The sequence below is a fragment of the Streptomyces sp. NBC_01408 genome, assembly GCF_026340255.1.
Lineage (GTDB): Bacteria > Actinomycetota > Actinomycetes > Streptomycetales > Streptomycetaceae > Streptomyces.
In genome coordinates this window covers 4,592,573-4,617,756 of record NZ_JAPEPJ010000001.1, presented here as the reverse complement: position 1 = coordinate 4,617,756, position 25,184 = coordinate 4,592,573, and the positions used below count along the sequence as shown (strand labels likewise).

Below are 25,184 nucleotides of genomic sequence, written 5' to 3'. Positions count from 1 at the left end.
AACCCGGCTCCGCCGGGCACCGGGCTCTGCCCGGACCCGCCCCTCAAACGCCGGAGGGGCTGGTTTGGCTCCGGCGAGGCCAGAACTCAGGCGCGGATCAGGGGGCTCCGGGGGTCACTCCGCAGCGGCGTCGCGAGCTCGGCCAGCGCCCGCTCCAGGCCGTGCAGATGGACGAGGGCCGGTTCGGTGGCGACGGCCGGCCGGGCGGCGGCGGTGGCCGCCTCCAGCTCCCGCTCCCCGGCGGTGAGGGCCTCCACCGCGGCCTCCACCCGCCAGCACGCGGCCGCGAGCCGGGCGTCGTGCGAGGCCGCCGGGTCGGCGGCGACCGCGACCAGCCCGCGTACCTCCCGGGCACAGTCGTCCAGCAGCGCGATCACCTGGCGGGCGCGGGCCTTGCGGGCGCGGAAGGGGCTGAGCGGGTGCACCAGCGGTGCCAGCGCCATCCGGACCCGGGCGAGGAGCAGCTCCAGCTCGGCGGCGTGCGGGGTGGGGTCGGCCGACTCCGAGCCGGCCAGCCGCGCGGCCGCCTCCCCGGTGGCGGCGTGCACGCAGCGCAGGGCGCGCTGGATCCAGGCCTCGTTGGTGGCGTGGGTGGTGACGGGCAGCACCAGCACCACGGCGAGGGCGGCGCCGAGGGCGCCGACGGCGGTCTCCTCGAAGCGCAGGAGCAGCAGTCCGGGGTGGAGCACGCCGAGGAGTCCGTAGAGCAGACCGGCCATGACGGTGACGGCCAGCATCATCCAGCTGTACGAGACGGGGGCGGTGTAGAAGATCCCGAAGACGCATACGGCGACGAGTACGGCGGTGGGCGCGGCCGCGCCGTGCAGCGGCACGGCGATGAGCAGACCGGCGGCGATGCCGATGACGGTGCCGAGGACGCGGCGGAAGCCCCGTACGAGGGTCTCCCCGCGGGAGGCGGTGTTCACGAAGATCCACCAGGCGGTTCCGACGGCCCAGTACCAGCGGTCCTCGGACAGGGCCTGGCCGATGCCGAGCGCGAAGGCGCAGGCGGCAGTGGCCTGGAAGGCCTGCCGGGTGGTGGGCCGGGCCAGCCCCGTGCCCGGCAGCGCCGGCGGGGCGGCGGGGGGCGGGGTGCGCCGCTCGATGGGCCAGAACACGAACCGCACGGCCCCGGCGGCGAGGAGCGCCAGACCGACGGCGGCGTAGAGCTCGGGAAGCTGCCCGGGCACGGCGTGCAGGAACTGGGTGACGAAGAAGTGCATGAAGCCGAAGATCCCGAGGGCGTGCCCGCGCGGCCCCCAGCGCCGGGCGTAGACCCCGGCGAAGACGACGGCGAGGAAGGCCGCGTCGCGGGCGAGCGGTACCCCGTGGAGGGTCGTGGCCAGCGCGAGGACGGGGAATCCGGCGAGGGGCAGCAGGGCCGTGGTGACCCGCTGGGCGCGCACGGTCGAGTCGGTCACGGTGAAGAGGGCCAGCAGGGCCGCCAGTCCCCCGGTGATGGAGGCGGTCTGCGACAGACCGCACAGCTCGGCGGTGGCCACGGCGAGAGCGACGCCGAGCACCGCGCGCAGTGAGTTCCTGAGCCTCAGACGCCCCGGATCCGGAGCCACGAACATCCTCTTCACGGCGGTGTGCCGCCCCCCTTGCAGTGGTGCGCGCCGGCCCGGCGGCCACCCGGGGTGGTGGGTGGCGGACGGGCACGGCGAAGGCGCCGCGCTCCGGATCCGGCCTCGTTGCCGTCCGGCGCTGCGCGGCGCCATAAGTACTTGGATATGACACAGAAAAGCATCCAAGGGCCCACTGGCTCAACACAGCCTCCGATAACTGGGCCATTGGCCCAGCAAAATGGGGTGATCTTCGGCCACAGGCAGGCCAACGGACCACTATCTCGTGGAGGGGTTGTCCGTCGGCACGCACAGGACGGGAACGGGTGAGAGGTGCAGCAGCTTGTGCGGGGTGGACCCGAGGAGGGCCCCGCGGATCGGGCTGTCACCCCAGCTGCCGACGATGATGACGCGCGCGTGGTGGCGTTCGGCGGCGGCGAGCAGGGCCTGGGCCGGCTTCTCGTCGCGCACCTCGACCGTCGAGGGCACCCCCGCCTCGTCGGCGGCCCGGACGGCGCGCGCGAGGGCGCTCTGCCCGGCCTGGCGGACGGCCTCGCGGTGGGCCCGGTACTCCTCCCCCGTGACGCCGGGGGCGGCGGCGCCGTAGACGAGGACGAGGGGCTCGCCGAAGGCGCTGGCGACCTCCAGCGCCACCTCCAGGGCCCGTTCCGCGCCGGGCGATTCGTCGTACCCGAGGACGACGGACATCGGGGTCTCCTCTCACGGCGGCCCGCGGGGCTTCAGGGACGGACTTCACGGACGGACTCAAGGGGCGGGCGTCAAGGGACCGTCGGGGGCATCGGGGCGTGGCATCAGGCCTCGCCCCCGGGCTTCTGCTTCGTGCCGTGGACGAGGTCGGGATCCACCACGCCGGGCCGCTCCTGCCAGTACGTGCCGTCCTTCAGCCGCCAGAAGCACATGACGAGCAGTCCGACGACGGCGATGACGATCCCGATGACGAGCGGCGGGCCGAGACCGAACCAGGAGACGCCGCTGGCCGAGTTCTCCGGGTCCGACATGTCCGCAACGGACTCCACCAGCAGCCAGGCCAGCAGGCCCGCGCCGACCACCGGGCCGACCCCGATGAGCAGGAAGTTGTGCAGGCTCTCCAGCAGGTGACGGCGGTAGTAGATGGCGCAGGCCAGGCCGGTGAGCGCGTAGTAGAAGGCGATCAGCAGGGAGAGGGCGGTGAGCGAGTCGAGGAGCGCGTTCTCGCTGATCTGGTTGACGACGAGGTACCAGGCGATGGCGATGCCGGCCACCCACCACGTGCTCACGTCCGGGGTCCGGAACCTCGGGTGGATGTGCGCGAGGCGGGGCGGCAGGGCGTGGCGGCGGGCCATCGACAGGGCGGTGCGGGAGGCGGGGATGATCGTGGTCTGGGTGGAGGCGAGCGCGGAGGTGCAGACCGCGAGGAGGACGACCCAGTCCCAGCCGCCCATCACCTCGTGGGCGAGTACCGCGAAGATCGCCTCCTCCTCGCCCGCGTTCTCGGCGAGGAAGGTGGTGCCCGCGTAGGCGACGACGGCGAAGCCGACGGACAGGTAGGTCACCAGCAGCACCACGGTGGACCAGACGCCCGCCTTGCCGGGCGCGGTGGCGGAGTTCTCGACCTCCTCGGTGAGGTTGACCGCGGACTCCCAGCCCCAGTACATGAACACGCCGAGCAGCAGTCCGCCGGTGAGCGCGGCGCCACCGGCGCCGAAGGGGTTGAGCCAGGCGACCGACGGCTCGATCGAGTCGAGGGTGCTGGTATCGGCGTAGACCCGGTAGATGGCGACGACCGCGAAGGTCAGCAGGAAGAAGACCTGGGCCAGGATGAGGATGTCCTGGAGGTGGGCCGAGAGTTCGGTGCCGATGACGCAGATCGCGGTCATGACCAGGATCACGACGACGGCCAGCGTCTGGCGGATCAGGTCGTTGACGGCCCAGCTGTCGAGGCCCGCGGCGAGGAGTCCGAAGTGGACGGCCACGTCGGCCAGCGAACCGATGACCAGTACGCCGGTCAGGGCGATCGCCCAGCCGCCCAGCCAGCCGGCCCAGGGGCCCATGGCCCGGGTGACCCACGAGAAGGTCGTGCCGCAGTCCTGGTCGACCTTGTTGAGGTAGTAGAAGGCCGCGGCGATCAGCAGCATCGGCACGAAGGAGGCCAGCATCACGCCCGGGGCGTAGATCCCGGCCAGAGCCACGATCGGCCCGAGGACGGCCGCCAGGGAGTAGGCGGGCGAGGTGGAGTTCAGGCCGATGACGAGGGCGTCGACGAAGCCGATCGCATTCGCCTTGAGTCCCGTGCCGTCCGTGGTTTCCAGCTCCGGGCCGCCGCCACCAGCCGTGCCGTCGTGGGCCATGTACGCATCGTCACGCACCCGCCGCCGCCGCGCGAGGCGGAGCGGCCGCACGTGGGACAGGGCCTCGGGGCGTTGGGTCGTCGGGGGTTGGGGTGTCGGGCCGTCAGGGGCTGATGTTCCAGCCCGCGATCACCGGGAGGCCGTGCTCCGTGGACAGCACGCTGACCGTGCCCGTCCGAAGGAGGAACAGCCGGCCCTCCTCGGGCCCGAGCCGCAGGTAGCGGGCGGTGAGGACGCGCAGGAAGTGGCCGTGGGCCACCAGCACCGCGGCGCCCTCGTCCGCGGCGAGCACCGGCGCGACGCGGGCCAGCGCCCGGTCGGCTCGGGCACCCACCTGGGCGGCGCTCTCGCCGGGGTGCGCCGTGTCTCCCGGCGGGACGCCGTGGGCCCACAGGGACCAGTCCGGACGGGTCCGCCGGATCTCCGCGGTGGTGACGCCCTCGTAGCCGCCGTAGTCCCATTCGAGGAGGTGGGGGTCGGGGAGGGCGCCGGTGAGCCCGGCGAGTTCGGCCGTGGCGACGGCGCGGCTCAGCGGGCTGGTGAGTACCAGCGCCGGGTGCCGGTCCCGGAAGTACGGGGCCAGCGAGAGGGCCTCCTCCACGCCGCGCGCCGTCAGCGGCACGTCCGTGCGCCCGGTGTGCCGTCCGTCCGCGCTCCACGCCGTCTCGCCGTGCCTCACCAGCAGCAGGTCACTCACCCTCCGGAGCCTATGTCCTGCGGCATGTCGGCGCCGGAGCGCCGGGCGGGCGTGTCACTGTCGGGCGTCATGAAGGACGCACAGCCGACCCGGCCGTCGCTGGCCACCCTGATGATCGTCCTCACGGGGGTCACGGGCCTGGTCGAGGCGGTGAGCCTGCTCGCGCTGGGTCCGGTGTTCACGGCGATGCAGACGGGCAACGTGCTCTTCCTGGCCTTCGGCATCGCGCGGGAGGGGAACCTCCCGGCGCTGCCCTCCGCCGTCTCGCTCGTGGCCTTCGCCGTCGGCGCGGTGGGCGGAGCCCGGATGGAGTCGGCGGCGGAGGCCCGGGGGTGGCGCTGGATGGGCATCGGCCTGTACACGGAGGCCGCACTGGTCGTCGCGGCGGCGGCCACCGGCTGGGACCTGGTGCCCCGATACGGCAGTCCGACCGCCCGGCACATGGTGGTCACCGCGCTGCTGGCGACGGCCATGGGGTTCCGCAACGTGACGAGCATGCGGGTCGACGTGCCCGGGGTGCCGACCACCCTGGTCACCCGGTCGATGACCGCGCTGATGGGCGGCTCGGTACTCGGGCGGGACACCGCCTTCGGGTACGGGACGGCGGGCTGGGTACGCCGGGGCCTGGCGGTGCTGGCGATGTTCACGGGCGGACTGGCGGGGGCGCTGCTGCTGAGGGCCGGCTGGACGGTGGGCGAACTGCTGCTGCCGGCCGCGGTGGTGGTGTCGCTGGTGTCGCTGGCGCACCGGAGGCTGCCGCTGCTGCACACCGCATAAGGCGGGGAGGCCTACGAGCTGCGGGCAGCGGGCAGCAGCGGTTTCGATGCGGAAACGGTGCGAGTTGAGCGGACGGGTCCATGGTGGCGAGGCTCGGCCCATGGACGACGAGGAACGCGTCGCGGCCGGATTCGCGGCGGGCGAAGAGCACTGCGTGGAGGCCGTCTACCGGCGCTGGCGGCCGCTGGTGCACTCCCTCGCACGCCGTTCGCTGGGCGACGAGCGCGAGGCCGAGGACGTGACCCAGCAGGTCTTCCTGGCGGCCTGGCGCGGCCGGCGCGGCTACCGGCCGGGGCCGGGCGGGCTCGGGGCCTGGCTCACGGGAATCACCCGGCACAAGGTGGCCGACGCCCTGGAGGCGCGCACCCGGCGGACCCGGGCGGCCGCTGCCGCCGTGCGCGCCTTCGACGAGCTCGCCCGGAATCCCGGGGCCCTCGCGCATCCGGGACCGGAGCCGGAACGGGTCCTGGACCGGGTCCTGATCCTGGGGGAGCTGGCCCGGCTGCCGTCGGCGCAGCGGCGCGTGGTGTGCCTGGCCTTCTACGGGGACCTGACCCAGACCCAGATCGCGGCCCGCACCGGGCTGCCGCTGGGCACCGTCAAGAGCCATATGCGGCGGGCCCTGCTGGTGCTGCGCCGGTCGCTGGAAGCCCGCCGGCCGGAAGCCCGCCCGCTGCCAGCTCCGCGATGACGTCGAGTCCCGAGCGCAACCCGAACAGCCGCCCGGTACGCGGGTCCGCGGTGCCCGCGCCCCAGCCGGGCCCGGCCAGCAGCAGCGCGGAGTGCCCGCGGGCGCCGCGCAGGCCCCATTCGATGCCCGCCACCGCCCGGGCCAGAGCCGGGTCGGCGGTCGTCCGGGACTGCGCCCACAGCACGACCGCCCGCGGCCCGGTCCGGCGTACGGCATCGCGCAGCGCCTCGGCGGGCAGGGCGGCGCCGAACATCCGTACCGGCAGGCCCCGTTCCCCGAGGGCAGCGGCCAGCGCCTCGATGGGCAGGCTGTGCTGCTCGCCGGGCACGCACGCGAGGAGTACGGACGGGGTGCGCGGCGGCCCCGGCGCGGGCCGGATCCTGTGCATGGCCCCGGAGACGTGCCAGGACAGCAGGTGTTCCACCTCCACGTAACGCTCCCCCGCCGAGGCCCATTTGCGGCCCACCGCGTGCAGGGTCGGCGCGATGACCTCCTCCCACGCGGTGACCAGGCCGAGTTCCGCGAGGGCAGCCTCCAGCAGCTCCTGCACGGCGGACGCGTCCAGTCGTACGGCGGCCCGCGCGAGCCCCTTGCATTCCGGGCGTACCTCGCCGAGGGCCAGGGCCCCCTGCCCGCCGGGCCCGCCCCGCGGCGGCCGGGCCGGGCCGGCGGGGGCCGCGCCACGTGCGGTCCGGGCGGCCTCGGCGGGGGGTACCCCGCGTGCGGTGAGCCGGCACATCAGCTCGAGGCGGGCGATGTCCTGCGGGGTCCAGCGGCGGTGGCGGCCGTCCTCGCGGTGGGCCGGGCCGATCGCGTACCGGCGCTCCCAGGAACGCAGTGTGGTCGGCGAGACCCCGAGGTGCCGGGCCACGGCGCCGGTGGACAACGCGGCGGCGGGGAGGTCCTGCGGCGGTCGGGGCCGCGGCTCGGGCTGCACGCGATCACCCTAGTGCTGTGGCCGGAGAGGTTCACCGGGTCGCGCCGCCCGGCACGGCACCTCGCCGCGTTGTCGGACCGCGCCGGTACGTCCAGTACGGGTCGCGGCCCTCCGCCTTGCGACGCACCGCACCGGACGACGCGCCCCGGCAAACCTTTCCGGCCACAGCACTAGATGAGCGAGTCCGAAGTGGCGCTCATCCGCCGGCCGGTCCCCGCCGGAACCGCTCCTGCGCGTCGGCGAGTTCCACCAGCGGGCCGGGGTAGTCGTAGCGGGCGCGCTCGGGCGCGGGCAGCCGCCACGGCGCGTGCACCGCGGGGGCGGGGAGCCCGGCGAGCTCGGGCACCCAGCGGTGCACGTAGCGGCCGTCGGGGTCGTGGAGGAGACCCTGGCGGACGGGGTTGAGCACGCGGTTCGGGCGGGTGTCGGTGCCGGTGCCGGCCACCCACTGCCAGTTGAGCTGGTTGTTGGCGAGGTCGCCGTCCACCAGCAGTCCGAGGAAGTGGCGGGCCCCCGTCCGCCAGTCCACGTACAGCGTCTTGGTCAGGAAGCTGGCGGCCAGCAGCCGGCTCCGGTTGTGCATCCAGCCCTCGTGGCGCAGCTGGCGCATCGCCGCGTCGACCACCGGGTATCCGGTCCGGCCCGCCTTCCAGGCCTCGGTCTCCTCCTCTGCGGCGGCGCCGGTGCGCCAGCGGTCCCCGCGGCTGCGGTAGTCCTCGACGGCGGCCCGGGGGCGGGCGGCGAGCACCTGGTGGTGGAAGTCGCGCCAGCACAGCTGCCGGACGAAGGCCGCGGCCCCGGGGCCGCCGGCCGCCCGGGCGCGGTGGACGGCCTCGGTGGGCGAGAGGGTGCCGAAGTGCAGGTGCGGGGAGAGCCGGGAGGTGGCGTCGCCGGCCAGGTCGTCGTGGGTGTCCTCGTAGCGCGTGATGCCGGTGCGCAGCCAGTTCGTCAGGAGGCGCCGGGCCTCGGTCTCGCCGCCGCGGGCGAGGCCCGGGGAGACCCCGGTGACGGCGGTGCGCGGGGGCAGCGGCTCGGAGCCGACGCCCTCGGGGACGCGGACGGCGCGCGGGGCGGCGGAGGGTGCGCGCGCGGGCAGCTCGGCCCAGCGGCGGAAGTAGGGGGTGAAGACGGCGAAGTGGTCGGAGCCGGCCGGGAGGACGACCCCCGGGGCGTGGGCGGTGACCACCGTGTCGTGCACGTACAGCCTGCGACCGTCGGCTTCGAGGGCGGCGCGCAGCCGTTCCTCCCGGGCTTGGGCGTAGGCGCTCACCCCGGCGGCCATGTGCACCTCGTCGGCGTCGGCCTCCCGTACGAGGGCGCACACCTCGGGGACGGCGTCGCCGGAGCGGATCACGAGCCGGCCGCCGCGGTCGCGGAGTCCGGCGTCGAGGTCGGCGAGGCAGTCGGCGAGGAAGGCCTGCCGGTTGGGCGGGGCGAAGCCCGCGGCGGCGACGGCGCGGTCCCGGACGAACAGGGGGACCACCTGGTCGCAGGAGGAGAGGGCCGCACGCAGGGGCGGATGGTCGTGCAGGCGCAGGTCGGAGGTGTAGAGGACCACCGCGACGTTCATGGGTTCTCGCTCCGCGTTCAAGGCCGGGGGCCGGTCAGCTGTCGTCCGGTCTTCGGCGTACGGGGCCCCGGCGGATGCGGTGCCGCCGTCGGCGGGTCGATGAGGGCGCCCCGCCGGACCTACGGCTGTGGGCGGCTCAGCGCGTGTCGGAGTCCGGATGTTCGGCGGCGCGGGCGATGTTGCGGGCCATGCCGCCGAAGACGACGGCGTGGAAGGGGGACACGCTCCACCAGTACAGGTGGCCGAGCAGCCCGTGCGGGTGGAAGAGCGCCCGCTGCCGGTACCGGGCACGGGCCGGCCCCGCGACGGTGGGCCCCTCGGGGTCCGGGGCGGGATCGGAGTCCGGGCCGTGATCGGGGTCCGGGGCGGAGTCCGGGGCCGGATCGGGGGCGGGGTCGGGGTCCGGGTCCACGTACATCTCCAGCCAGGCCAGGCCCGGCAGCCGCATCTCGGCGCGCAGGCGCAGCAGGCGGCCCGGTCGGATCTCCTCCACCCGCCAGAAGTCGAGGGAGTCCCCCACCCGCAGCCGGGCCGCGTCGCGGCGGCCCCGGCGGATGCCGGCCCCGCCGACCAGCCGGTCCAGCCAGCCCCGTACCGCCCAGGCCAGCGGGAAGGAGTACCAGCCGTTCTCGCCGCCGATGCCCTCCACCACGCGCCACAGCGCGTCGGGCGAGGCGTCGACGGCCCGCTCGCGCCGGTCGGTGTAGAGGCTGCCGCCCGCCCAGTCGGGGTCGGTCGGCAGGGGGTCGCTGGGCGCGCCCGGCAGCGAGGCCGAGGACCAGCGGGTGGTCACATCGGCCTCGCGCACCCGCCGCAGGGCCAGGGCGAGGGCCCGGTCGAAGCCGATCGGAGCGCCGGGCGGGTCGGGGACGTACCGCGCGATGTCGTGCTCCGCGCACACCACCTCGTGCCGCAGGGATTCGGCCAGGGGCCGCGCCAGTGCCCGCGGTACGGGGGTCACCAGGCCGATCCAGTGGCTGGACAGTCCGGGCGTCAGCATCGGGACGCGCAGGATGAGCCGGTGGGGCAGCTCCGCCACGGCGGCGTAGCGGCGCATCATCTCCTCGTAGGTGACCACGTCCGGCCCGCCGATGTCGAAGGCGCGGTCGACGTCGGGCGGCAGGGTGGCGCAGCCGACGAGGTAGCGCAGGACGTCGCGGACGGCGATGGGCTGGCAGCGGGTGGAGACCCAGCTGGGGGTGACCATGACGGGCAGCCGCTCGGTGAGGTAGCGCAGCATCTCGAAGGAGGCGGAGCCGGAGCCGATGATGACGGCGGCGCGCAGCACCGCGGCCGGCACGGCTCCGGCGAGGAGGATCTCGCCGACCTCGGCGCGGGAGCGCAGGTGCGGGGAGAGTGCGCGGACGGGGATGTCCGCGGGGGTGAGCCCGCCGAGGTAGACGATGCGGCCGACCCCGGCCGCGTGGGCCTGCTCGGTGAAGACGCGGGCGGCGGCGCGGTCGCGTTCCTCGAATCCGGAGCCCGAGTCGAGGGCGTGGACCAGGTAGTACGCGACGTCGATGCCGTGCAGTGCGCCGGCCACCGACCGCGCGTCGGTGACGTCGCCGCGGACCACCTCGGCCCGTCCGGCCCAGGCGTGGTCACGAAGTTTCTCCGGGGACCGGGCCAGGCAGCGGACGCGGTGTCCGGCGTCGAGGAGTTCGGGCACCAGGCGGCCTCCGATGTATCCGGTGGCTCCGGTGACCAGGCAGTTCAGGCCCGTCATGGCTGTCTCCGCTCCTCGTCCGCGCTCCATGGCCCGTACGTCCGTCCCTTACGGGGTTCCCGTGGGCGGGTGCGTACGGATGCGGCCGACCGGGCTGGTCCCCGTACCCGCTCCGACCCCACACCGCCCCATCACCACCCCACCACGATCCGGATGAACTGGGCCATTGGTACAGTCACGGCATGGCGGTGGACGAGCTCGACACCAGAATCCTGCGCCTGCTGATCGAGCAGCCGCGCACCAGCGTGCGTGAGTACGCCCGGCTCCTCGGTGTCGCGCGCGGCACCCTGCAGGCCCGGCTGGACCGGCTGGAGCGCACCGGGGTGATCACCGGGACCGGGCCCGTGCTGTCCCCCGCCGCGCTCGGGCACCCGGTGCTGGCCTTCGTGCACATCGAGGTCACCCAGGGGCACCTGGACGAGGTGGGTGACGCGCTGGCGGCCGTACCCGAGATCATCGAGGCCTTTTCGATCACCGGCGGCGGGGACCTGCTGACCCGCGTGGCGGCCCGGAACAACGCCCACCTGGAGGACGTGATCCAGCGGCTGATCCAGCTCCCGGGCGTGGTCCGCACGCGCACCGAGGTCGCCCTGCGCGAGCGGGTCGCCCACCGGTTGCTGCCCCTGGTCGAGTCCGTGGGAAGGGCAGCCCGCAAGACCTGAAAAGATGCTCGGGTCAGACAGAAGCGGCAGGACGGGCGCAGCGGATGATTTCCGTCATATTCGATCTCGACGGCACCCTCGTGGACAGCGAGCCGAACTACTACGAGTCCGGGCGCCGCACCCTGGAGCGGCACGGGGTCCCGGATTTCAGCTGGGAGCAGCACTCCCGCTTCATCGGCATCGGAACCCTCGAGACGCTGGAGATCCTCAAGGAGCGGTACGGGATCCGGGCGCCGGTGGAGCAGCTGCTCGCCGAGCAGAACGCGGCCTACCTGGAGCTGGCCCGCACCGGGACGGAGGCCTTCCCCGAGATGCGGAAGTTCGTCGAGCGGCTGTACGCCGAACGGGTGCCGATGGCCGTGGCCTCCGGCTCCTCGCGCGAGGCGATCGACGCCGTACTGGCCGGAACCGGGCTGGACTCCCTGCTGACCACGGTGGTGTCCGCCGAGGAGGTCGCGCACGGCAAGCCCGCCCCGGACGTGTTCCTGGAAGCCGCCCGGCGGCTGGACGCCCGGCCCGCCGACTGTGTGGTCGTCGAGGACGCCGCGCCGGGGGCGCTGGCCGCTCGGGCCGCCGGGATGCGCTGTGTGGCCGTCCCCTACGTGGCGGGGACGGCGCACGACGCCGCCTTCGCGGACGCCGGGCTGCTCTTCCCGGACGGGCAGCGGGAGTTCAGCGCGGACGTGGCGTACGACTGGCTGGTCGCCCGCCGGGCGGGCTGACCCCACCGGCGCCGACGGCTACCGGCAGGGGGCCGACCGCCCTGCGAACTGCCTCGTGAACTGCCTCTCGGCCGCGCTTCCCGCTCCTAGCCTCGGTGCGGGAACAGCGGCGGGCACCGCCGCTCCGCATGAGGAGATGCCTTGATGAATCCGAAGAAGAACAAGCTGGCGGCCGGTGGCGCCGCGGTCGTGATGGCCGCGGGGCTCGCGATCGGTGCGGTCGGGGTGGCCAACGCGGCCCCGTCCGCCCCCGAGCGCATCACCTCCGTGGAGCAGCTGCACGAGAGCCTCGCGCAGGCGGTGGAGCAGGAGCAGGCCGTCGGGCTCCAGGGCACGATCGGCGGCCCCGTGGGCCGTGCGGTGCTCGAATCGCACGACGCGATCGACGGCTGACGGGCGGGGTGAGCACCGTGGGAAGCGACCAGTCAGCAGGGGCGCCGGCGGGGGTGTCGGCGTCCGCAGGGGTGACGGCGCTCGTGTCGGCAGGCGCGTCGGCGGGACCGTCGGCGGGTGCGCCGGGTGCGCCGCCCGTCACGTGGTGCCCGAGCGGTGAGGCCCGGGCCCCCGAATCGGTCGTCCTCGGCGTCCGCTCGGGCGACGGCGGCCGCGTGGCCTATCTCGCCGACCCGGTACCGGCGTCCGATGTGCTCGGCTCCCTTCCCGAGGGGATCGCGCCGACCCGGGTCCTGCGGTTCGCCTCGCACTGCGTCTCCGCCTGCGTCAACCGGAGGGGCGACGACTGCGCCCTGGTGGAGAGGGTCCTGACCCTGCCGCCCCCGGCGGACGCCCGCGCGGTCCCACGGTGCCACCTGCGCGCCAAGTGCCAGTGGTGGCAGCAGACGGGCGTGGACGCCTGCCACCGCTGCCCGGCCGTCACCACGGCCACCTTCCAGGAGGACGAACTGGCCACCCTGGTCGCCGATCCGGCCACCACCCCCGAGCAACTGGCGGCGTGGATCGCCGCGGATGACTGACCGCCGCAGCCCGCCCCCCTGTCCGTCCGGGACGGGAAGATCCGGCGACCCCCGCGAGTTAGTAGAACCGTGAACGAAATGGTGCGGGACGCGACGGAGGTCGACGTACTGGTGATCGGCGCCGGGCAGGCGGGCCTGTCCAGCGCCTACCACCTGACGCGGGCGGGGCTCGGCCACGTGGTCCTGGACCATGCGCCCCGCCCGGGAGGCGCCTGGCAGTTCCGCTGGCCCTCGCTCACCTACGGCAAGGTCCACGGGATGCACGCGCTGCCCGGCATGGAGCTCACCGGCGCCGACCCGCTGCGGCCCTCCTCCGAGGTGATCTCCGCCTACTTCGACGCGTACGAGCGGCGCTTCGACCTGCGGGTACGCCGCCCCGTGGACGTCACGGCCGTACGCGACGGGGCGGCCGGAACCGACGGGGCCGGCGGGCGGCTGCTGGTGGAGTCCTCGGCCGGTACGTGGTCCACGCGTGCCCTGATCAACGCCACCGGGACCTGGGACCGGCCGTTCTGGCCGCGCTACCCGGGCCAGGAGACCTTCCGCGGGCGCCAGCTGCACACCGCGAACTACCCGGGGCCCGCAGAGTTCGCCGGAGCCCGGGTGATCGTGGTGGGCGGCGGCACCTCCGCGGTGCAGCACCTGCTGGAGATCTCCGAGGTGGCGGCGGAGACCACCTGGGTGACCCGGCGGCCCCCGGTCTTCCGCGACGGGAGCTTCGGCGAGGCCGAGGGGCGGGCCGCGGTGGCCCTGGTGGACGAGCGCGTGCGCCGGGGGCTGCCGCCGCAGAGCGTGGTGAGCGTGACCGGACTGCCGCTGAACGAGGCCGTCAGGGCGGGGCTGGCCTCCGGGGTGCTGGACCGCCGGCCCGTCTTCGAGCGGATCACGCCCGCAGGGGCGGTCTGGTCGGACGGCCGCCGGGTGGACGCGGACGTCATCCTGTGGGCCACCGGCTTCCGCGCGGCCGTCGACCACCTGGCCCCGCTGCGCCTGCGCGAACCGGGCGGCGGCATCCGCGTCGAGGGCACCAGGGCCGTGCGCGACGAGCGGATCCACCTGGTGGGCTACGGGCCCTCGGCGTCGACCATCGGCGCCAACCGCGCGGGCGGCGCCGCGGTCCGCGAGATCCGCCGGCTGCTGACCAGGCCGCCGGTGCTTCAGGGCGCCGGCGGCTCCTCGACGGGGAACTCCCGGTCCGGGGTGTCCACCTCGTACGCGGCGGAATCCGCGTACACGACGGTCCCGTTCCGCACCCGCAGGTCGGGCTCGGTCCAGTTCTCGGTGCCGTCCGGCACGAAGACGTACTCACGGCGCAGTTCCGCGTCGTAGACCACGAGCGAGGCGATGTTGTGGAGCTGGGCTCCGATGTCCGGGAGCCCTTGCAGCGGATGGTCGTCCGGACCCTCGACCCGGATGACGAAGAAACGGTTCTCAAGCCAGCGGCCGCCCTTGTCCAGCAACCGCCCCTCCCCCACGGGGACTCCGTCCACCCAGAGCCGCGCCGCGTCCGGCCCGCCGCGGAACAGGAGCACCGCGCGATGGCGGCCCCCGGCGGTGAAGTCCACCTCGATCTCGTGCCGGGTCCAGCAGTCGATGAAGCGGCTGCACGCCCCGAGCACGGCGCCGTTCCGATACGACACGACCTCGCCGTCCGGACCCGGGACGGGATCCAGGCTGCACACCTCAGGAGTGCGGCAGGCCCGGTCCACGCGACGGCTGCAGCCGAGCCCGATCGCCGCTATGTCGCGCGGCGCCGCCCGGGACAGCAGTTCGGCCAGGCGCTCCCGGTACCGGTCCTCGCCGACGAGTGCGGTGAGGTCCGCCTCGTCGAACCACCAGTGCACCAGGTCCACCCCGACCGGCGATCGGGCCAGCCAGTGCCGCCACTCCGCCGTGTTCCTGCCCCATCGCTCTTCCACCCGCTCCTGCACGGCACGCTCGGCCTTCGCGGCCTCCGTGTCCGGCTCGGTATCGGGCTCGGCGTCCGGATCCGTATCCGGCTCCGTTTCGGGTTCCGTCCGGGGTTCCGGCTCCGGCACCACGGCGCCGGCCGCGCCGTTCCCGTGCACCTTCGTTCTCCATGGCCACTTCATGGCTCGGCCCCCCTCGGTCCACGCACCCGGCAGGCCGCCGATCGTAGGACCGCTACCGGGCCCACCGCCCCTCATTTCCCGGCGGCACCTCCCTGACCTGCGCGGGAACCTGCCTGGGCGCGGATCCGGTTGAAGTCCGCCACGTGCTTCTTGTGTTCCTCGTAGGTCGTCGAGAAGCGGGTGTCCCCCGGTTCCACGATGACGAAGAACAGCCAGTCGCCGGGAGTCGGCGCCACCGCGGCCCCCATGGCCTCCAGCCCGGGGCTGTCGATCGGCGTGGGCGGCAGCCCCTGGCGTTCGTACGAGTTGAAGGGGCTGTCGATGCGGGTGTCGGCGAGGGTGGTGTCCACCGTGCTGCGGTTCAGCGCGTAGTTGATGGTGGAGTCCATCTGGAGCGGCATCGACCTCGCCAGCCGGTTGTGCACCACGCGTGCGACCTTGCCCATGTCGGCGCGCCGGTCGGCCTCGGCCTGGACGACGCTCGCGAGGGTGGCCGTCTGGTACGGGGTCATCCCGTGGGCCTTGGCACCGTCCGCCACGGCCCGGGTGGCCAGTTTCTGGTTCGCCGTCCGCACCATGTGCGCGAGGAGGGTGGCCGGGGTGGTCTTCGAGGTCACCGGGTACGCCGCCGGGAAGAGGTACCCCTCCGGGTTGCCCTTGGCCTCGGCGGGCAGATCCAGTGCGGCGGTGGCCACGGTGGCTTTGGTGGAACCCGCCGGGAGTTTCAGTTCGCGGTCCACGGCGGCATAGACCTGTGGGGCCCGCCAGCCCTCGGGGATCACCAACTGGCGTGGTTTCTCCGGCTCTTCCCCACCCCACAGCAGCGGTATCAGGACGACTGCCCCGAGCGCGAGGAGCATACCGAGGAAGAGCGCCAGCCGGCCCCGGCGGGTCAGCCGGGAACGGCGCTGCGGCGGCCGGTACTCATGACGCATGCGGGAACGCTAACCTGCGAAGTGCGACATTTCCGGCACCCGACGCGTGCGCCCGCCATACGATCACACGTTCATCGGAGCCAATCGGGTCCCCGGCTCCGGCTCCTGCACCGGCTCGGTCCCCGACGCCGATTCGACCCCCGGCACCGTCTCCGCCTCCGCGTCCGTCACTGCCTCCGCCTCCGCCTTCGTCACCGTCACCATCTCCGGAGGCAGTGCGGCGTCCCGGTCCCGGCGTACGAGGGCCGCGTACCGGCCGTCCGCCTTCAGCAGTTCCTCGTGCGTACCGCGCTCGGCTATCCGCCCGGCGTCCAGGACCACGATCTGGTCGGCGTCGCGGACGGTGGAGAGGCGGTGCGCGATGGTGATGGTGGTACGGCCCGCAGACAGGTTGTCGATGGCCTGCTGGACAGCGTGCTCGGTGCGGGTGTCGAGGGCACTGGTGGCCTCGTCCAGGATCAGCACCGGTGGGTCCCGCAGGATGGTGCGGGCGATCGCGAGGCGCTGCTTCTCCCCGCCGGAGAACCGGTAGCCGCGCTCGCCGACCAGGGTGTCGTACCCGTCGGGGAGGGACGCGATGTGGTCGTGGATCTGGGCCGCGCGCGCCGCCTCGGTCAGCTCCTCGTCGGTGGCGTCGGGCTTGGCGAAGCGCAGGTTGTCCGCGACCGAGGCGTGGAAGAGGTAGGTCTCCTGGGAGACCACGCCTATGGACCGGGCCAGCGAGTCGAAGTCGAGATCGCGCACGTCCACCCCGTCGAGGGCGACGCGTCCGCCGGTCACGTCGTAGAGCCGGGGCACCAGGTAGCTGAGCGTACTCTTGCCCGAGCCGGTCGCACCGACCACGGCGAGGGAGCCGCCGGCCGGGACCGTGATGTCGATGCCCGTGAGGGTCGGCATGTGCTTGGCGTCGTAGGCGAAGTCCACGCCCTCCAGCCGGACCTCCCCCTTGGCGCGCTCCAGGCGCACCGCGTCCTCGCGCTCGGTGATGTCCACCGGCAGGTCGAGGTACTCGAAGATGCGGGCGAACAGGGCGAGCGAGGTCTGTATCTGCACACCGGTCGACAGCAGGCTCACGGCGGGCCGGAAGAGGCCCTGCTGGAGGGTGACGAAGGCGACGAGGGTGCCGACGGAGAGGGAGGGCGCGCCGGACTGCAGGGCTATGCCGGCGGCCCAGTAGATGAGCGCGGGCATGGCGGCCATCACGATGCCGATGGTGGACATCCGCCAGCGCCCGGCCATGCTGGAGCGCACTTCGAGGCCGACGAGCTTCTCGGACTCCTCGGAGAAGGCCGAGGTCAGCGAGTCGGAGCGGCCCATGGTGCGGCCCAGCAGGATCCCGCTCACCGACAGGGACTCGGTGACCGTGGCGGCCATGGCGGCCATCTGCTTCTGCCGCTGGAGAGTGATCTTCTTGCGCTCGCTGCCGACCCGGCGGCTGATCCACACGAAGACGGGCAGCAGGAGCAGCGAGACGAGGGTGAGCCGCCAGTCGAGCGCGAGCATGGCGACGACGGTGGCTATGACGGCCGTGAGGTTGGAGACCAGCGAGGTCGCGGTGGAGGTGACGGTGGCCTGCATGCCGCCGATGTCATTGGCGATGCGGGACTGCACCTCGCCGGTGCGCGTCCGGGTGAAGAAGGCCAGCGGCATCCGCTGTAGCTGTGCGTAGACGGCGGTGCGCAGGTCGTGCATGACGCGCTGGCCGACGGTCGTGGAGATCAGCGTCTGGAGCACGCCGAAGACGCTGGTGACGACGGCCGTGAGGATCATGCCGAGGGCGAGCAGGCTGAGCAGTCCGGTGCGGCCCTGCGGGATCGCGACGTCGAGTATCTCCTTGAGCAGGAACGGCGAGGCGACGCCGACCAGCGAGGAGGCGCCGACGAGCAGGCCGACGACGGCGAGGCGGCCGCGGTACGGCCGGAAGAGGCCCACGATGCGGCGCAGCTCACGCGGACGTTCCGCCGGACCCGGGCGGGTGGGGTCGAGGGATTCTTTCGATGGGGTCCACTTCGGTTCTTCGGGGCGCATGGGCCTCCTTCTGACGAGACTCACATGAGCATAGCTCATTGTTACCTATGCTCACAATGAATCTGGTCCTGATACTGTTTCCCAGTATGAGGACCTCTTCCGAGACCGACACCACAGACGGCGTTCTCGCGGAGCAGCTGCTGCGCCTGACCCGACGGCTCCACCGCATCCAGAAGCGCCATCTGGAGCCGCTCGGCATCACTCCGGCCCAGTCCCGGCTGCTGCGTCTGGTCTCGCACTTCGACGGCGGGGAACCCCCCCGAATGGCGGACCTCGCCGCCCGCCTCGAAGTGGTGCCCCGCGCCGTGACCACCCTCGTGGACGGCCTGGAAGCGGCCGAGTGCGTGCGGCGCGTGCCCGACCCCGCGAACCGGCGCGTCATAAGGATCGAGCTCACCGACACCGGCCGCGCCACGCTGCGCCGTCTGCGCAACGCGCGCACCGACGCGGCAGAAGAGATCCTGGCTCCGTTGACCGCCGGCCAGCGCGAGGTGCTCGGCGGCCTGCTGAACGCTCTGACGGACGCCCCCGTGGAGCGGCACTGCTGAACCGCTGAGAAGGCCACGCGGTGGCCGCGAGGATCCGAGGGGTGCCCATGCCGCTGCTGGAACCGGACCCGGGAAGTCTGCGCCCGCGCGGCCTCGGCGCCCCCGCCCCCGACCGGGTGCCCGAACACCGGTCCGCCGGCACCCCCGAGCCCCTGCGCACCGAGCTCTCCGAGCTGCTGGGCGCCGAGAAGGTGCTGTGGAAGGTCTCGGACCTCGTCCGCTACGCGTCCGACGCCTCGCCCTACCGCTTCGTGCCACAGGTCGTCGTGGTCGCCGAGGACATCGACGACATCTCCGCGGTGCTCTCGTACGCCCACGGCAAGCAGCGCGACGTCGTCTTCCGCGCCGCCGGGACCTCGCTCAACGGCCAGGCCCAGGGTGAGGACATCCTCGTCGACGTACGCCGCCACTGGGCCGGGATCGAGGTGCTCGACGACGGACACCTGGCCCGCATCCGGCCGGGCACCACCGTCGTACGGGCCAATGCCGCCCTCGCCCGCCACGGCCGGATCCTCGGCCCCGACCCGGCCAGCGCCATCGCCTGCACCCTCGGCGGGGTCGTCGCGAACAACGCCTCCGGCATGACGGCCGGGACCACCCGGAACTCGTACCGCACGCTCTCCTCCCTCACCCTCGTCCTGCCCGGCGGGACCGTCGTGGACACGGCCGACCCGCTGGCCGACGAGGAGCTGGCGCGCGCCGAACCGGCGCTGTGCCACGGGCTGATGGACATCAAGCGGGAGATCGAAACCGACCCGGAGCTCGTCGCCCGCATCCGCGCCAAATACGAGATCAAGAACACCACCGGCTACCGGCTCGACGCCTACCTGGACGGGAACACACCCGTCGAGATCCTGCGCGGGCTGGTGGTCGGATCGGAAGGCACCCTCGGCTTCATCGCCGAGGTCGTCTTCGACACCCTCCCGCTGGACCGGGAGCTGACCTCGGCCCTGCTCTTCTTCCCGTCCCTGACCGCCGCCGCGGCGGCCGTACCGCGGTTCAACGACGCGGGAGCCATCGCCGTCGAGCTGATGGACGGCAACACCCTGCGCGCCTCGGTCAGCGTGGCGGGCGTCCCCGCCGACTGGGCGGACCTGCCCCGGGAAACGGCCGCGCTGCTGGTGGAGTTCCGGGCTCCGGACGAGGCGGGCCGGACGGCGTACGAGCGCCGGGCGGCCGAGGCCCTCGCCGGACTCGACCTGGTCGCGCCGGTGGCCTCCGTCACCAACACCTTCACCCGGGACGCCGGGACCATCGCCGGCTACTGGAAGGCCCGCAGGGCCTTCGTCACCGCGGTCGGCGGGGCCCGCGCCCCCGGCACCACCCTGATCACCGAGGACTTCGCGGTACCGCCGTCCCGGCTGGCCGAGGCCTGCGAGGCGCTCCTCGAACTCCAGGCGCGGCACGGTTTCGACGCCGCAGTCGCCGGTCACGCGGCCCACGGCAACCTGCACTTCCTGCTCGCCTTCGACGCCTCCCGGCCCGCCGACGTCGAGCGGTACGCGGCCTTCATGGACGAGTTCTGCCGGCTCACCGTGGAGCGGTTCGACGGCTCGCTGAAGGCCGAGCACTCCACCGGCCGCAACATCGCCCCCTACCTGGAACTGGAATGGGGTCCCAAGGCCACCGAGCTGATGTGGCGCACGAAACGCACCGTCGACCCGGCCGGGGTGCTCGCCCCGCGCGTCCTCCTCGACCGCGACCCGCGGGCCCATCTGCGCGGCCTGAAGACCATCCCGCGGGTGGAGGCCGTCGCCGACCCGTGCATCGAGTGCGGATTCTGCGAGCCGACGTGCCCCAGCGGGGACGTGACGACCACCCCGCGCCAGCGCATCGTGCTGCGCCGTGAGATGACCCGCCAGCAGCCCGGTTCACCGGTCCTGGACGCACTGCTCGACGCCTACGGCTACGACGCCGTGGACACCTGCGCGGGCGACTCCACCTGCAAGCTCGCCTGCCCGGTCGGCATCGACACCGGCGCCCTGATGAAGGACTTCCGCCACCGGCGGCACAGCCCGCGCGAGGAGCGCGCCGCCACGCTGGCGGCGCGCCGGTTCCGGACCGTCGAGGCCGCCGCCCGGCTGGCCGTGGCCGCCGCCGACAAGGTGCCCGACCGGGTCGGGAACCGGCTGCTGGAGGCGGCCACGGGCGCCGCGCGCAAGGCCCTGCGTCCGGACCTGGTGCCGCGGTGGCTGCCGCAGATCCCCGGCGCCGCCGCGCGCCGGCTGCCCGCCACCGGGCGGGTGGGCGCGGCCGCCGTGTACTACCCGGCCTGCGTCAACCGCATCTTCGGCGGCCCCGAAGGCCGGCCGGGGCCTTCCCTGCCGGAGGCCGTGGTCGCCGTCTCCCGGCGGGCCGGCCTCCCGGTGTGGATCCCCCGCGACGTGACCGGCACCTGCTGCGCGACGATCTGGCACTCCAAGGGCTACGAGGAGGGTGCCCGGCTGATGGCCAACAGCATCGTCGAGGCAGCCTGGGGCTGGACGGCCGGCGGGCGGCTCCCACTGGTGGTCGACGCCTCCTCGTGCACCCTGGGCATCGCGCACGAGGTGGTCCCGTACCTGACACGGGACAACCGGGAGCTCCACGCGGAGCTGCGGATCGTCGACTCGGTCGTGTGGGCGGCGCGGGAGCTGCTGCCGCGCCTGGAGATCCGGCGCACGGTGGGTTCGGCCGTGCTCCATCCCACCTGCTCCATGCAGCACTTGGGCGACGAGGCGCAGCTGCGCACGGTCGCCGAGGCGTGTGCCCGCGAGGTGGTGGTCCCGCAGGACGCGGGCTGCTGCGCCTTCGCGGGCGACCGCGGCATGCTGCACCCCGAGCTGACGGCCTCGGCGACGGCCCGTGAGGCCGCGGAGGTGACGGCGCGGTCCTTCGACGCGCACCTGTCGGCGAACCGTATGTGCGAGGTGGGCATGGACCGGGCCACAGGCCGGGGCTACTACTCCGTACTGCTCGAACTGGAGCGCGCCACACGCCCCTGACCTGGGGTTCTGACCTGGGGTGACTCCGTTCGCCGTGGCAGCAGAACTCTTCGTGACGGAGCGCTTCCGACGGAAAACCAATTGCCGTGGCCGGTTCCGGAAGACGAACCTTGCTCTGTTCGGCCACTCGACGAATCTGGGGCGTCATGCAGATCAGCGATCTTCCGTATCCGGACCCAGGGGTACCCGACGCCCGTTCAGGGCCCCGGTTCCTGGTCTGGCTGGGCCGGGGGCAGATCGGCGGCCAGCTCAAAAGCCTGGCCTGGGGGCTGGTGCACTTCTCCGGTGTCGCCGGGCTGCCGTACGCGGTGGGTCTGGGCGTCGGAGCGGTGGTCGACCGCGACTCCGCGCGGCTGCTGCTGGTCGGCGGCCTGCTCGTGCTGCTCGGCGTCGCCATCGCCGTCGGCGACGCGATGCTCCACCGGACCGCCGTGACCAACTGGATCACCGCCGCGGCGCGCGTACAGCAGCTGCTGGCGCGCAAGACCGCCGAACTGGGCTCCGCGCTGACCCGCCGGGTCGCCGCGGGCGAGGTGGTCGCGGTCTCCACCGGTGACGTGGAGAAGATCGGCTGGTTCGTCGAGGCGGTCTCCCGTTTCCTCGCCGCTGTCTTCGCCGTGGTCCTGGTCTGTGTCGGCCTGCTGTTCTACGCACCCGAGCTGGGCGTGGTCGTGGCGATCGGCGTACCGGTGGTCGCGCTGGCCGCGCTGCCGCTGCTGCCCCGGGCCACCCAACGCGCCGACATCCAGCGGGACAAGGCGGGCAAGGCCACCGAGCTGGCCTCCGACACCGTCGCCGGGCTGCGCGTCCTGCGCGGCATCGGCGGCGAGGAGCTGTTCCTCAGCCGCTACCGCGAGGCCTCCCAGGAGGTCCGCGAGGCGGCCGTGCGCAGTGCCCGGATGTGGGCGCTGATCTCCGCGGTCCAGGTGCTCCTGCCGGGCGCGCTGATGATCACGGTGGTCTGGTACGGCGCCTCGCTCGTCCTGGACGGCCGCATCGCGGTGGGTGAACTCGTCGCGGCCTTCAGCGCGGTGGCCACCCTGCTTTACCCGCTGCGGCACTTCGAGGAGATCGCCATGGCGTACTCCTTCTCGCGTCCCTCCGCCAAGCGGGCCGCCCGGGTGCTGTCCCTGACCCGCACAGACGCCGCGGGCGCGCGGCCCGTGGCCGCGGGGACGGCGCAGGCTCCCGCTCCGGGCGGGGACCTGTACGACCCGCAGACCGGACTGCTGGCCCCCGCCGGCCGGTTCACCGCCGTCGTGTGCGGGGATCCGGACCTGGCCGGGCGGCTCGCGGAGCGCCTCGGCGGCCACCCCATGGACGACGCGGCCACGGACGCGGACGGGCCCTCGGTGCTCCTCGGCGGGGTCGCTCTGGACGAGCTCGCGCTGGACACCGCGCGCACGCTGGTCCTCGTACAGGACAAGGATCCGGTGCTGCTGTCCGGCACGCTGCGCGAGCTGTTCAACGTGCCCGCGTCCGGAGCGGTGGAGGCGGGGGCGGCGCTGGACGCGGCCCGGTGCGGGGACGTCCTCGACGCGCTGCTGCAGGCCGCGCCGGACGGGGTCGGCGACCCGATGGACGCGCGGATCACCGAGCGCGGACGGTCCCTGTCGGGCGGTCAGCGCCAACGGCTGGCGCTGGCACGGTCCCTGGCCACCGACCCGGAGGTGCTGGTGCTGGACGAGCCGACCTCGGCGGTCGACTCGCACACCGAGGCGCGGATCGCGGAGGGTGTCGCCGCCCTGCGCGCCGGACGCACCACCGTGGTGATGGCCTCCTCGCCGCTGCTGCTGGACCGCGCCGACCGGGTCGTCCTCATCCACGAGGGCACGGTGGCCGCGATCGGCACGCACCGGGAACTGATGCGCGGGGAACCGCTCTACCGGGCGGTCGTCACCCGCGAGACGGACGACGAGCAGCGGGTCGCCCGGCTGGAACTGACCCGGCTCGAAGAAGAACTGACAGAGATCGAGGAATCCGCATGATCGGCGTGGCGCCACCGGAACACGATCCGGCGGCCCCCGAGACGGCCGCCACCCTGCCCGTGGGCACGCCGGCGACCGTACGGGGTTATGTGCGCGGCCTGTTCCGGCGGCACCGGCGGGCCTTCCTGGCGCTGGTGTCGGTCAACGCGGTCGCGGTGATCTCCTCCATGGTCGGCCCGTACCTGCTCGGCCGGGTCGTGGACGATCTCGCGGCAGGGGCGCGCGAACTCCATCTGGGGCGCGTGGCACTGCTGTTCGCGCTGGCGCTCGTCGTACAGACGCTCTTCGTGGGGCTGGTCCGCCTGCGCGGCGCGATGCTCGGCGAGGAGATGCTGGCCGATCTGCGCGAGGACTTCCTGGTGCGGTCGGTGGCGCTGCCGCCGGGCGTCCTGGAGCGCGCCGGTACCGGTGACCTGCTGTCGCGGATCACCACCGACATCGACCGGCTGGGCAACGCGATGCGCTGGGCCGTGCCGCAGCTGGCCATCGGCGTGGTGTGGGTGGCCTTGCTGTTCGGGGCGCTCGCGGCCACGGCGCCGCCGCTGGCACTGGCCGCGCTGCTGGCGCTGCCGGTGCTGGTCATCGGCTGCCGCTGGTACTTCCGGCGGGCGCCGTCGGCGTACCGCTCGGAGGCGGCCGGATACGCGGCGGTCGCCGCCGTGCTCACGGAGACGGTGGACGCGGGCCGCACGGTCGAGGCTCACCGCCTCGGGCGGGACCGGATCGCGCTGTCGGAGCGCCGGATCAAGGAGTGGACGGCGTGGGAGCGGTACACGCTGTTCCTGCGGACGGTCCTCTTCCCGGTCGTCAACGTCACGTACATGACGATCCTCGGCTCTGTGCTGATGATCGGCGGCTACTGTGTGATCCAGGGCTGGATGTCGGTGGGGCAGCTGACCACGGGTGCACTGCTGGCGCAGATGATGGTCGATCCGATCGGCCTGATCCTGCGCTGGTACGACGAGCTCCAGGTCGCCCAGGTCTCGCTGGGCCGGCTGGTGGGCGTACGGGAGATCGAGCCGGAGGCGGGGGACGCGAAGGTCACGCCCGAGGGCCGGGACGTGCGCGCGCGGGAGGTCCACTTCGGCTACCGGGAGGGCGTGGACGTCCTGCACCAGGTGTCGATGTCCGTGCCGCCGGGCACCCGGATGGCGCTGGTCGGCCCGTCGGGCGCGGGCAAGTCCACGCTGGGCCGGCTGCTGGCGGGCATCTACGCGCCCCGGACCGGCGAGGTCACCCTGGGCGGGGCACGGCTGTCGCACATGCCCGCGGAGCGGGTGCGCCAGCACGTGGCGCTGGTCAACCAGGAGCACCACGTCTTCGTGGGCTCGCTGCGGGACAACCTGCGGCTGGCGAGGACGGGCGCCGGGGACACTGAGCTCTGGGCGGCGCTGGGCGCGGTGGACGCGGAGGGCTGGGCCCGGGCGCTGGAGGCCGGTCTGGACACCGGGGTCGGCTCCGGCGGCGCCGCGCTGACCCCGGCGCAGGCCCAGCAGGTCGCATTGGCGCGGCTGGTGCTCGCGGACCCGCACACGCTGGTGCTGGACGAGGCCACCTCGCTGCTGGACCCGCGCGCGGCACGGCACTTGGAGCGTTCGCTGGCCCGGGTGCTGGACGGGCGCACGGTCATCGCGATCGCCCACCGGCTGCACACCGCGCACGACGCGGATGTGATCGCGGTGGTCGAGGGCGGCCGTATCAGCGAACTCGGCTCCCACGACGACCTGGTCGCGGCGGACGGCGCGTACGCGGCCCTGTGGCGCTCCTGGCACGGCTGACCCCCGGAACGGCGGGCCGTGCGGGCTGTGCGGGCCGCGGGCTTCGATGGGGGAAGTGCCGCGGCGGAGCGCCTTCATGGGGGAGGGCTCGGCCGTCCGCGGTGGGTGATCCGGACAAAAAAATAGTGCCCTCTCCGGGGCACTCTCAACTTATAGCGCAC

At 73.7% G+C, this 25,184-nt stretch carries 20 protein-coding genes; 11 read left to right on the top strand and 9 right to left on the bottom strand.

Annotated features, from left to right (window positions below; all coding sequences use genetic code 11):
• Positions 1-86: 86 nt before the first annotated feature.
• From OG447_RS20990 to OG447_RS20975, 4 genes are all read right to left on the bottom strand, one after another.
• Entirely contained in the window at positions 87-1,577 is a 1,491-nt protein-coding gene (locus OG447_RS20990; protein ID WP_266938965.1) for an FUSC family protein, read from the bottom strand.
• Between the two features lie 267 nt (positions 1,578-1,844).
• A complete protein-coding gene (locus tag OG447_RS20985) occupies positions 1,845-2,273 on the bottom strand; it encodes a universal stress protein (protein WP_266938368.1) in 429 nt (142 codons plus the stop codon).
• Positions 2,274-2,377: 104 nt separating this feature from the next.
• A complete protein-coding gene (locus OG447_RS20980) occupies positions 2,378-3,913 on the bottom strand; it encodes an APC family permease (RefSeq protein WP_266938367.1) in 1,536 nt (511 codons plus the stop codon).
• Positions 3,914-4,016: 103 nt separating this feature from the next.
• A complete protein-coding gene (locus OG447_RS20975) occupies positions 4,017-4,610 on the bottom strand; it encodes a histidine phosphatase family protein (RefSeq protein ID WP_266938366.1) in 594 nt (197 codons plus the stop codon).
• A gap of 69 nt (positions 4,611-4,679) precedes the next feature.
• On the opposite strand from OG447_RS20975, the gene OG447_RS20970 reads away from it, so the two are divergent.
• Positions 4,680-5,387, top strand: a complete 708-nt coding sequence (locus OG447_RS20970) for a YoaK family protein (protein WP_266938365.1) — start codon at positions 4,680-4,682, stop codon at positions 5,385-5,387.
• 100 nt (positions 5,388-5,487) lie between these two features.
• The gene (locus OG447_RS20965; protein ID WP_266938364.1) at positions 5,488-6,078 is read left to right on the top strand and encodes an RNA polymerase sigma factor; all 591 of its coding nucleotides are present in this window, start codon (positions 5,488-5,490) and stop codon (positions 6,076-6,078) included.
• On the opposite strand, the gene OG447_RS20960 is transcribed toward OG447_RS20965, so the two are convergent.
• The 3 genes from OG447_RS20960 to OG447_RS20950 form a co-directional block, all read right to left on the bottom strand.
• Positions 5,987-7,015 (bottom strand): MerR family transcriptional regulator, encoded by a 1,029-nt coding sequence (locus tag OG447_RS20960; RefSeq protein WP_266938363.1) that lies wholly within the window; start codon positions 7,013-7,015, stop codon positions 5,987-5,989. The two genes, OG447_RS20965 and OG447_RS20960, sit on opposite strands and share 92 nt — an antisense overlap.
• A gap of 196 nt (positions 7,016-7,211) precedes the next feature.
• A complete protein-coding gene (locus OG447_RS20955; RefSeq protein WP_266938362.1) occupies positions 7,212-8,585 on the bottom strand; it encodes a deoxyribodipyrimidine photo-lyase in 1,374 nt (457 codons plus the stop codon).
• A gap of 136 nt (positions 8,586-8,721) precedes the next feature.
• Positions 8,722-10,311, bottom strand: a complete 1,590-nt coding sequence (locus OG447_RS20950; RefSeq protein ID WP_266938361.1) for an SDR family oxidoreductase — start codon at positions 10,309-10,311, stop codon at positions 8,722-8,724.
• Between the two features lie 182 nt (positions 10,312-10,493).
• Here OG447_RS20950 and OG447_RS20945 point away from each other — a divergent pair, with 182 nt between their 5' ends.
• From OG447_RS20945 to OG447_RS20925, 5 genes are all read left to right on the top strand, one after another.
• A complete protein-coding gene (locus OG447_RS20945; RefSeq protein WP_266938360.1) occupies positions 10,494-10,973 on the top strand; it encodes an Lrp/AsnC family transcriptional regulator in 480 nt (159 codons plus the stop codon).
• Between the two features lie 44 nt (positions 10,974-11,017).
• A complete protein-coding gene (locus OG447_RS20940; protein WP_266938359.1) occupies positions 11,018-11,695 on the top strand; it encodes an HAD family phosphatase in 678 nt (225 codons plus the stop codon).
• Positions 11,696-11,839: 144 nt separating this feature from the next.
• Complete coding sequence (locus tag OG447_RS20935) at positions 11,840-12,088, top strand: hypothetical protein (protein WP_266938358.1); 249 nt, start codon at positions 11,840-11,842, stop codon at positions 12,086-12,088.
• A gap of 83 nt (positions 12,089-12,171) precedes the next feature.
• Positions 12,172-12,669, top strand: a complete 498-nt coding sequence (locus tag OG447_RS20930) for a hypothetical protein (protein ID WP_266938357.1) — start codon at positions 12,172-12,174, stop codon at positions 12,667-12,669.
• Positions 12,670-12,747: 78 nt separating this feature from the next.
• Positions 12,748-13,998, top strand: a complete 1,251-nt coding sequence (locus OG447_RS20925; protein WP_266938964.1) for an FAD-dependent oxidoreductase — start codon at positions 12,748-12,750, stop codon at positions 13,996-13,998.
• 835 nt (positions 13,999-14,833) lie between these two features.
• Here the strand turns inward: OG447_RS20925 and mltG are convergent.
• Together mltG and OG447_RS20915 are read right to left on the bottom strand one after the other, a co-directional pair.
• Positions 14,834-15,697, bottom strand: coding sequence for an endolytic transglycosylase MltG (gene mltG / locus OG447_RS20920; protein ID WP_266938356.1), 864 nt, complete (start codon positions 15,695-15,697; stop codon positions 14,834-14,836).
• A gap of 63 nt (positions 15,698-15,760) precedes the next feature.
• Positions 15,761-17,725, bottom strand: coding sequence for an ABC transporter ATP-binding protein (locus OG447_RS20915; RefSeq protein ID WP_266938355.1), 1,965 nt, complete (start codon positions 17,723-17,725; stop codon positions 15,761-15,763).
• A gap of 86 nt (positions 17,726-17,811) precedes the next feature.
• On the opposite strand from OG447_RS20915, the gene OG447_RS20910 reads away from it, so the two are divergent.
• The 4 genes from OG447_RS20910 (at position 17,812) to OG447_RS20895 (ending at position 25,023) form a co-directional block, all read left to right on the top strand.
• Positions 17,812-18,273, top strand: a complete 462-nt coding sequence (locus OG447_RS20910; RefSeq protein WP_266938354.1) for a MarR family winged helix-turn-helix transcriptional regulator — start codon at positions 17,812-17,814, stop codon at positions 18,271-18,273.
• Between the two features lie 47 nt (positions 18,274-18,320).
• Positions 18,321-21,257, top strand: a complete 2,937-nt coding sequence (locus OG447_RS20905) for an FAD-binding and (Fe-S)-binding domain-containing protein (protein ID WP_266938963.1) — start codon at positions 18,321-18,323, stop codon at positions 21,255-21,257.
• Positions 21,258-21,403: 146 nt separating this feature from the next.
• On the top strand, positions 21,404-23,245 hold the full coding sequence (locus OG447_RS20900) for an ABC transporter ATP-binding protein (RefSeq protein ID WP_266938353.1): 1,842 nt from the start codon (positions 21,404-21,406) through the stop codon (positions 23,243-23,245).
• Positions 23,242-25,023, top strand: a complete 1,782-nt coding sequence (locus OG447_RS20895; protein WP_266938352.1) for an ABC transporter ATP-binding protein — start codon at positions 23,242-23,244, stop codon at positions 25,021-25,023. Before OG447_RS20900 ends, OG447_RS20895 begins: the two co-directional genes overlap by 4 nt.
• Positions 25,024-25,184: the final 161 nt, after the last annotated feature.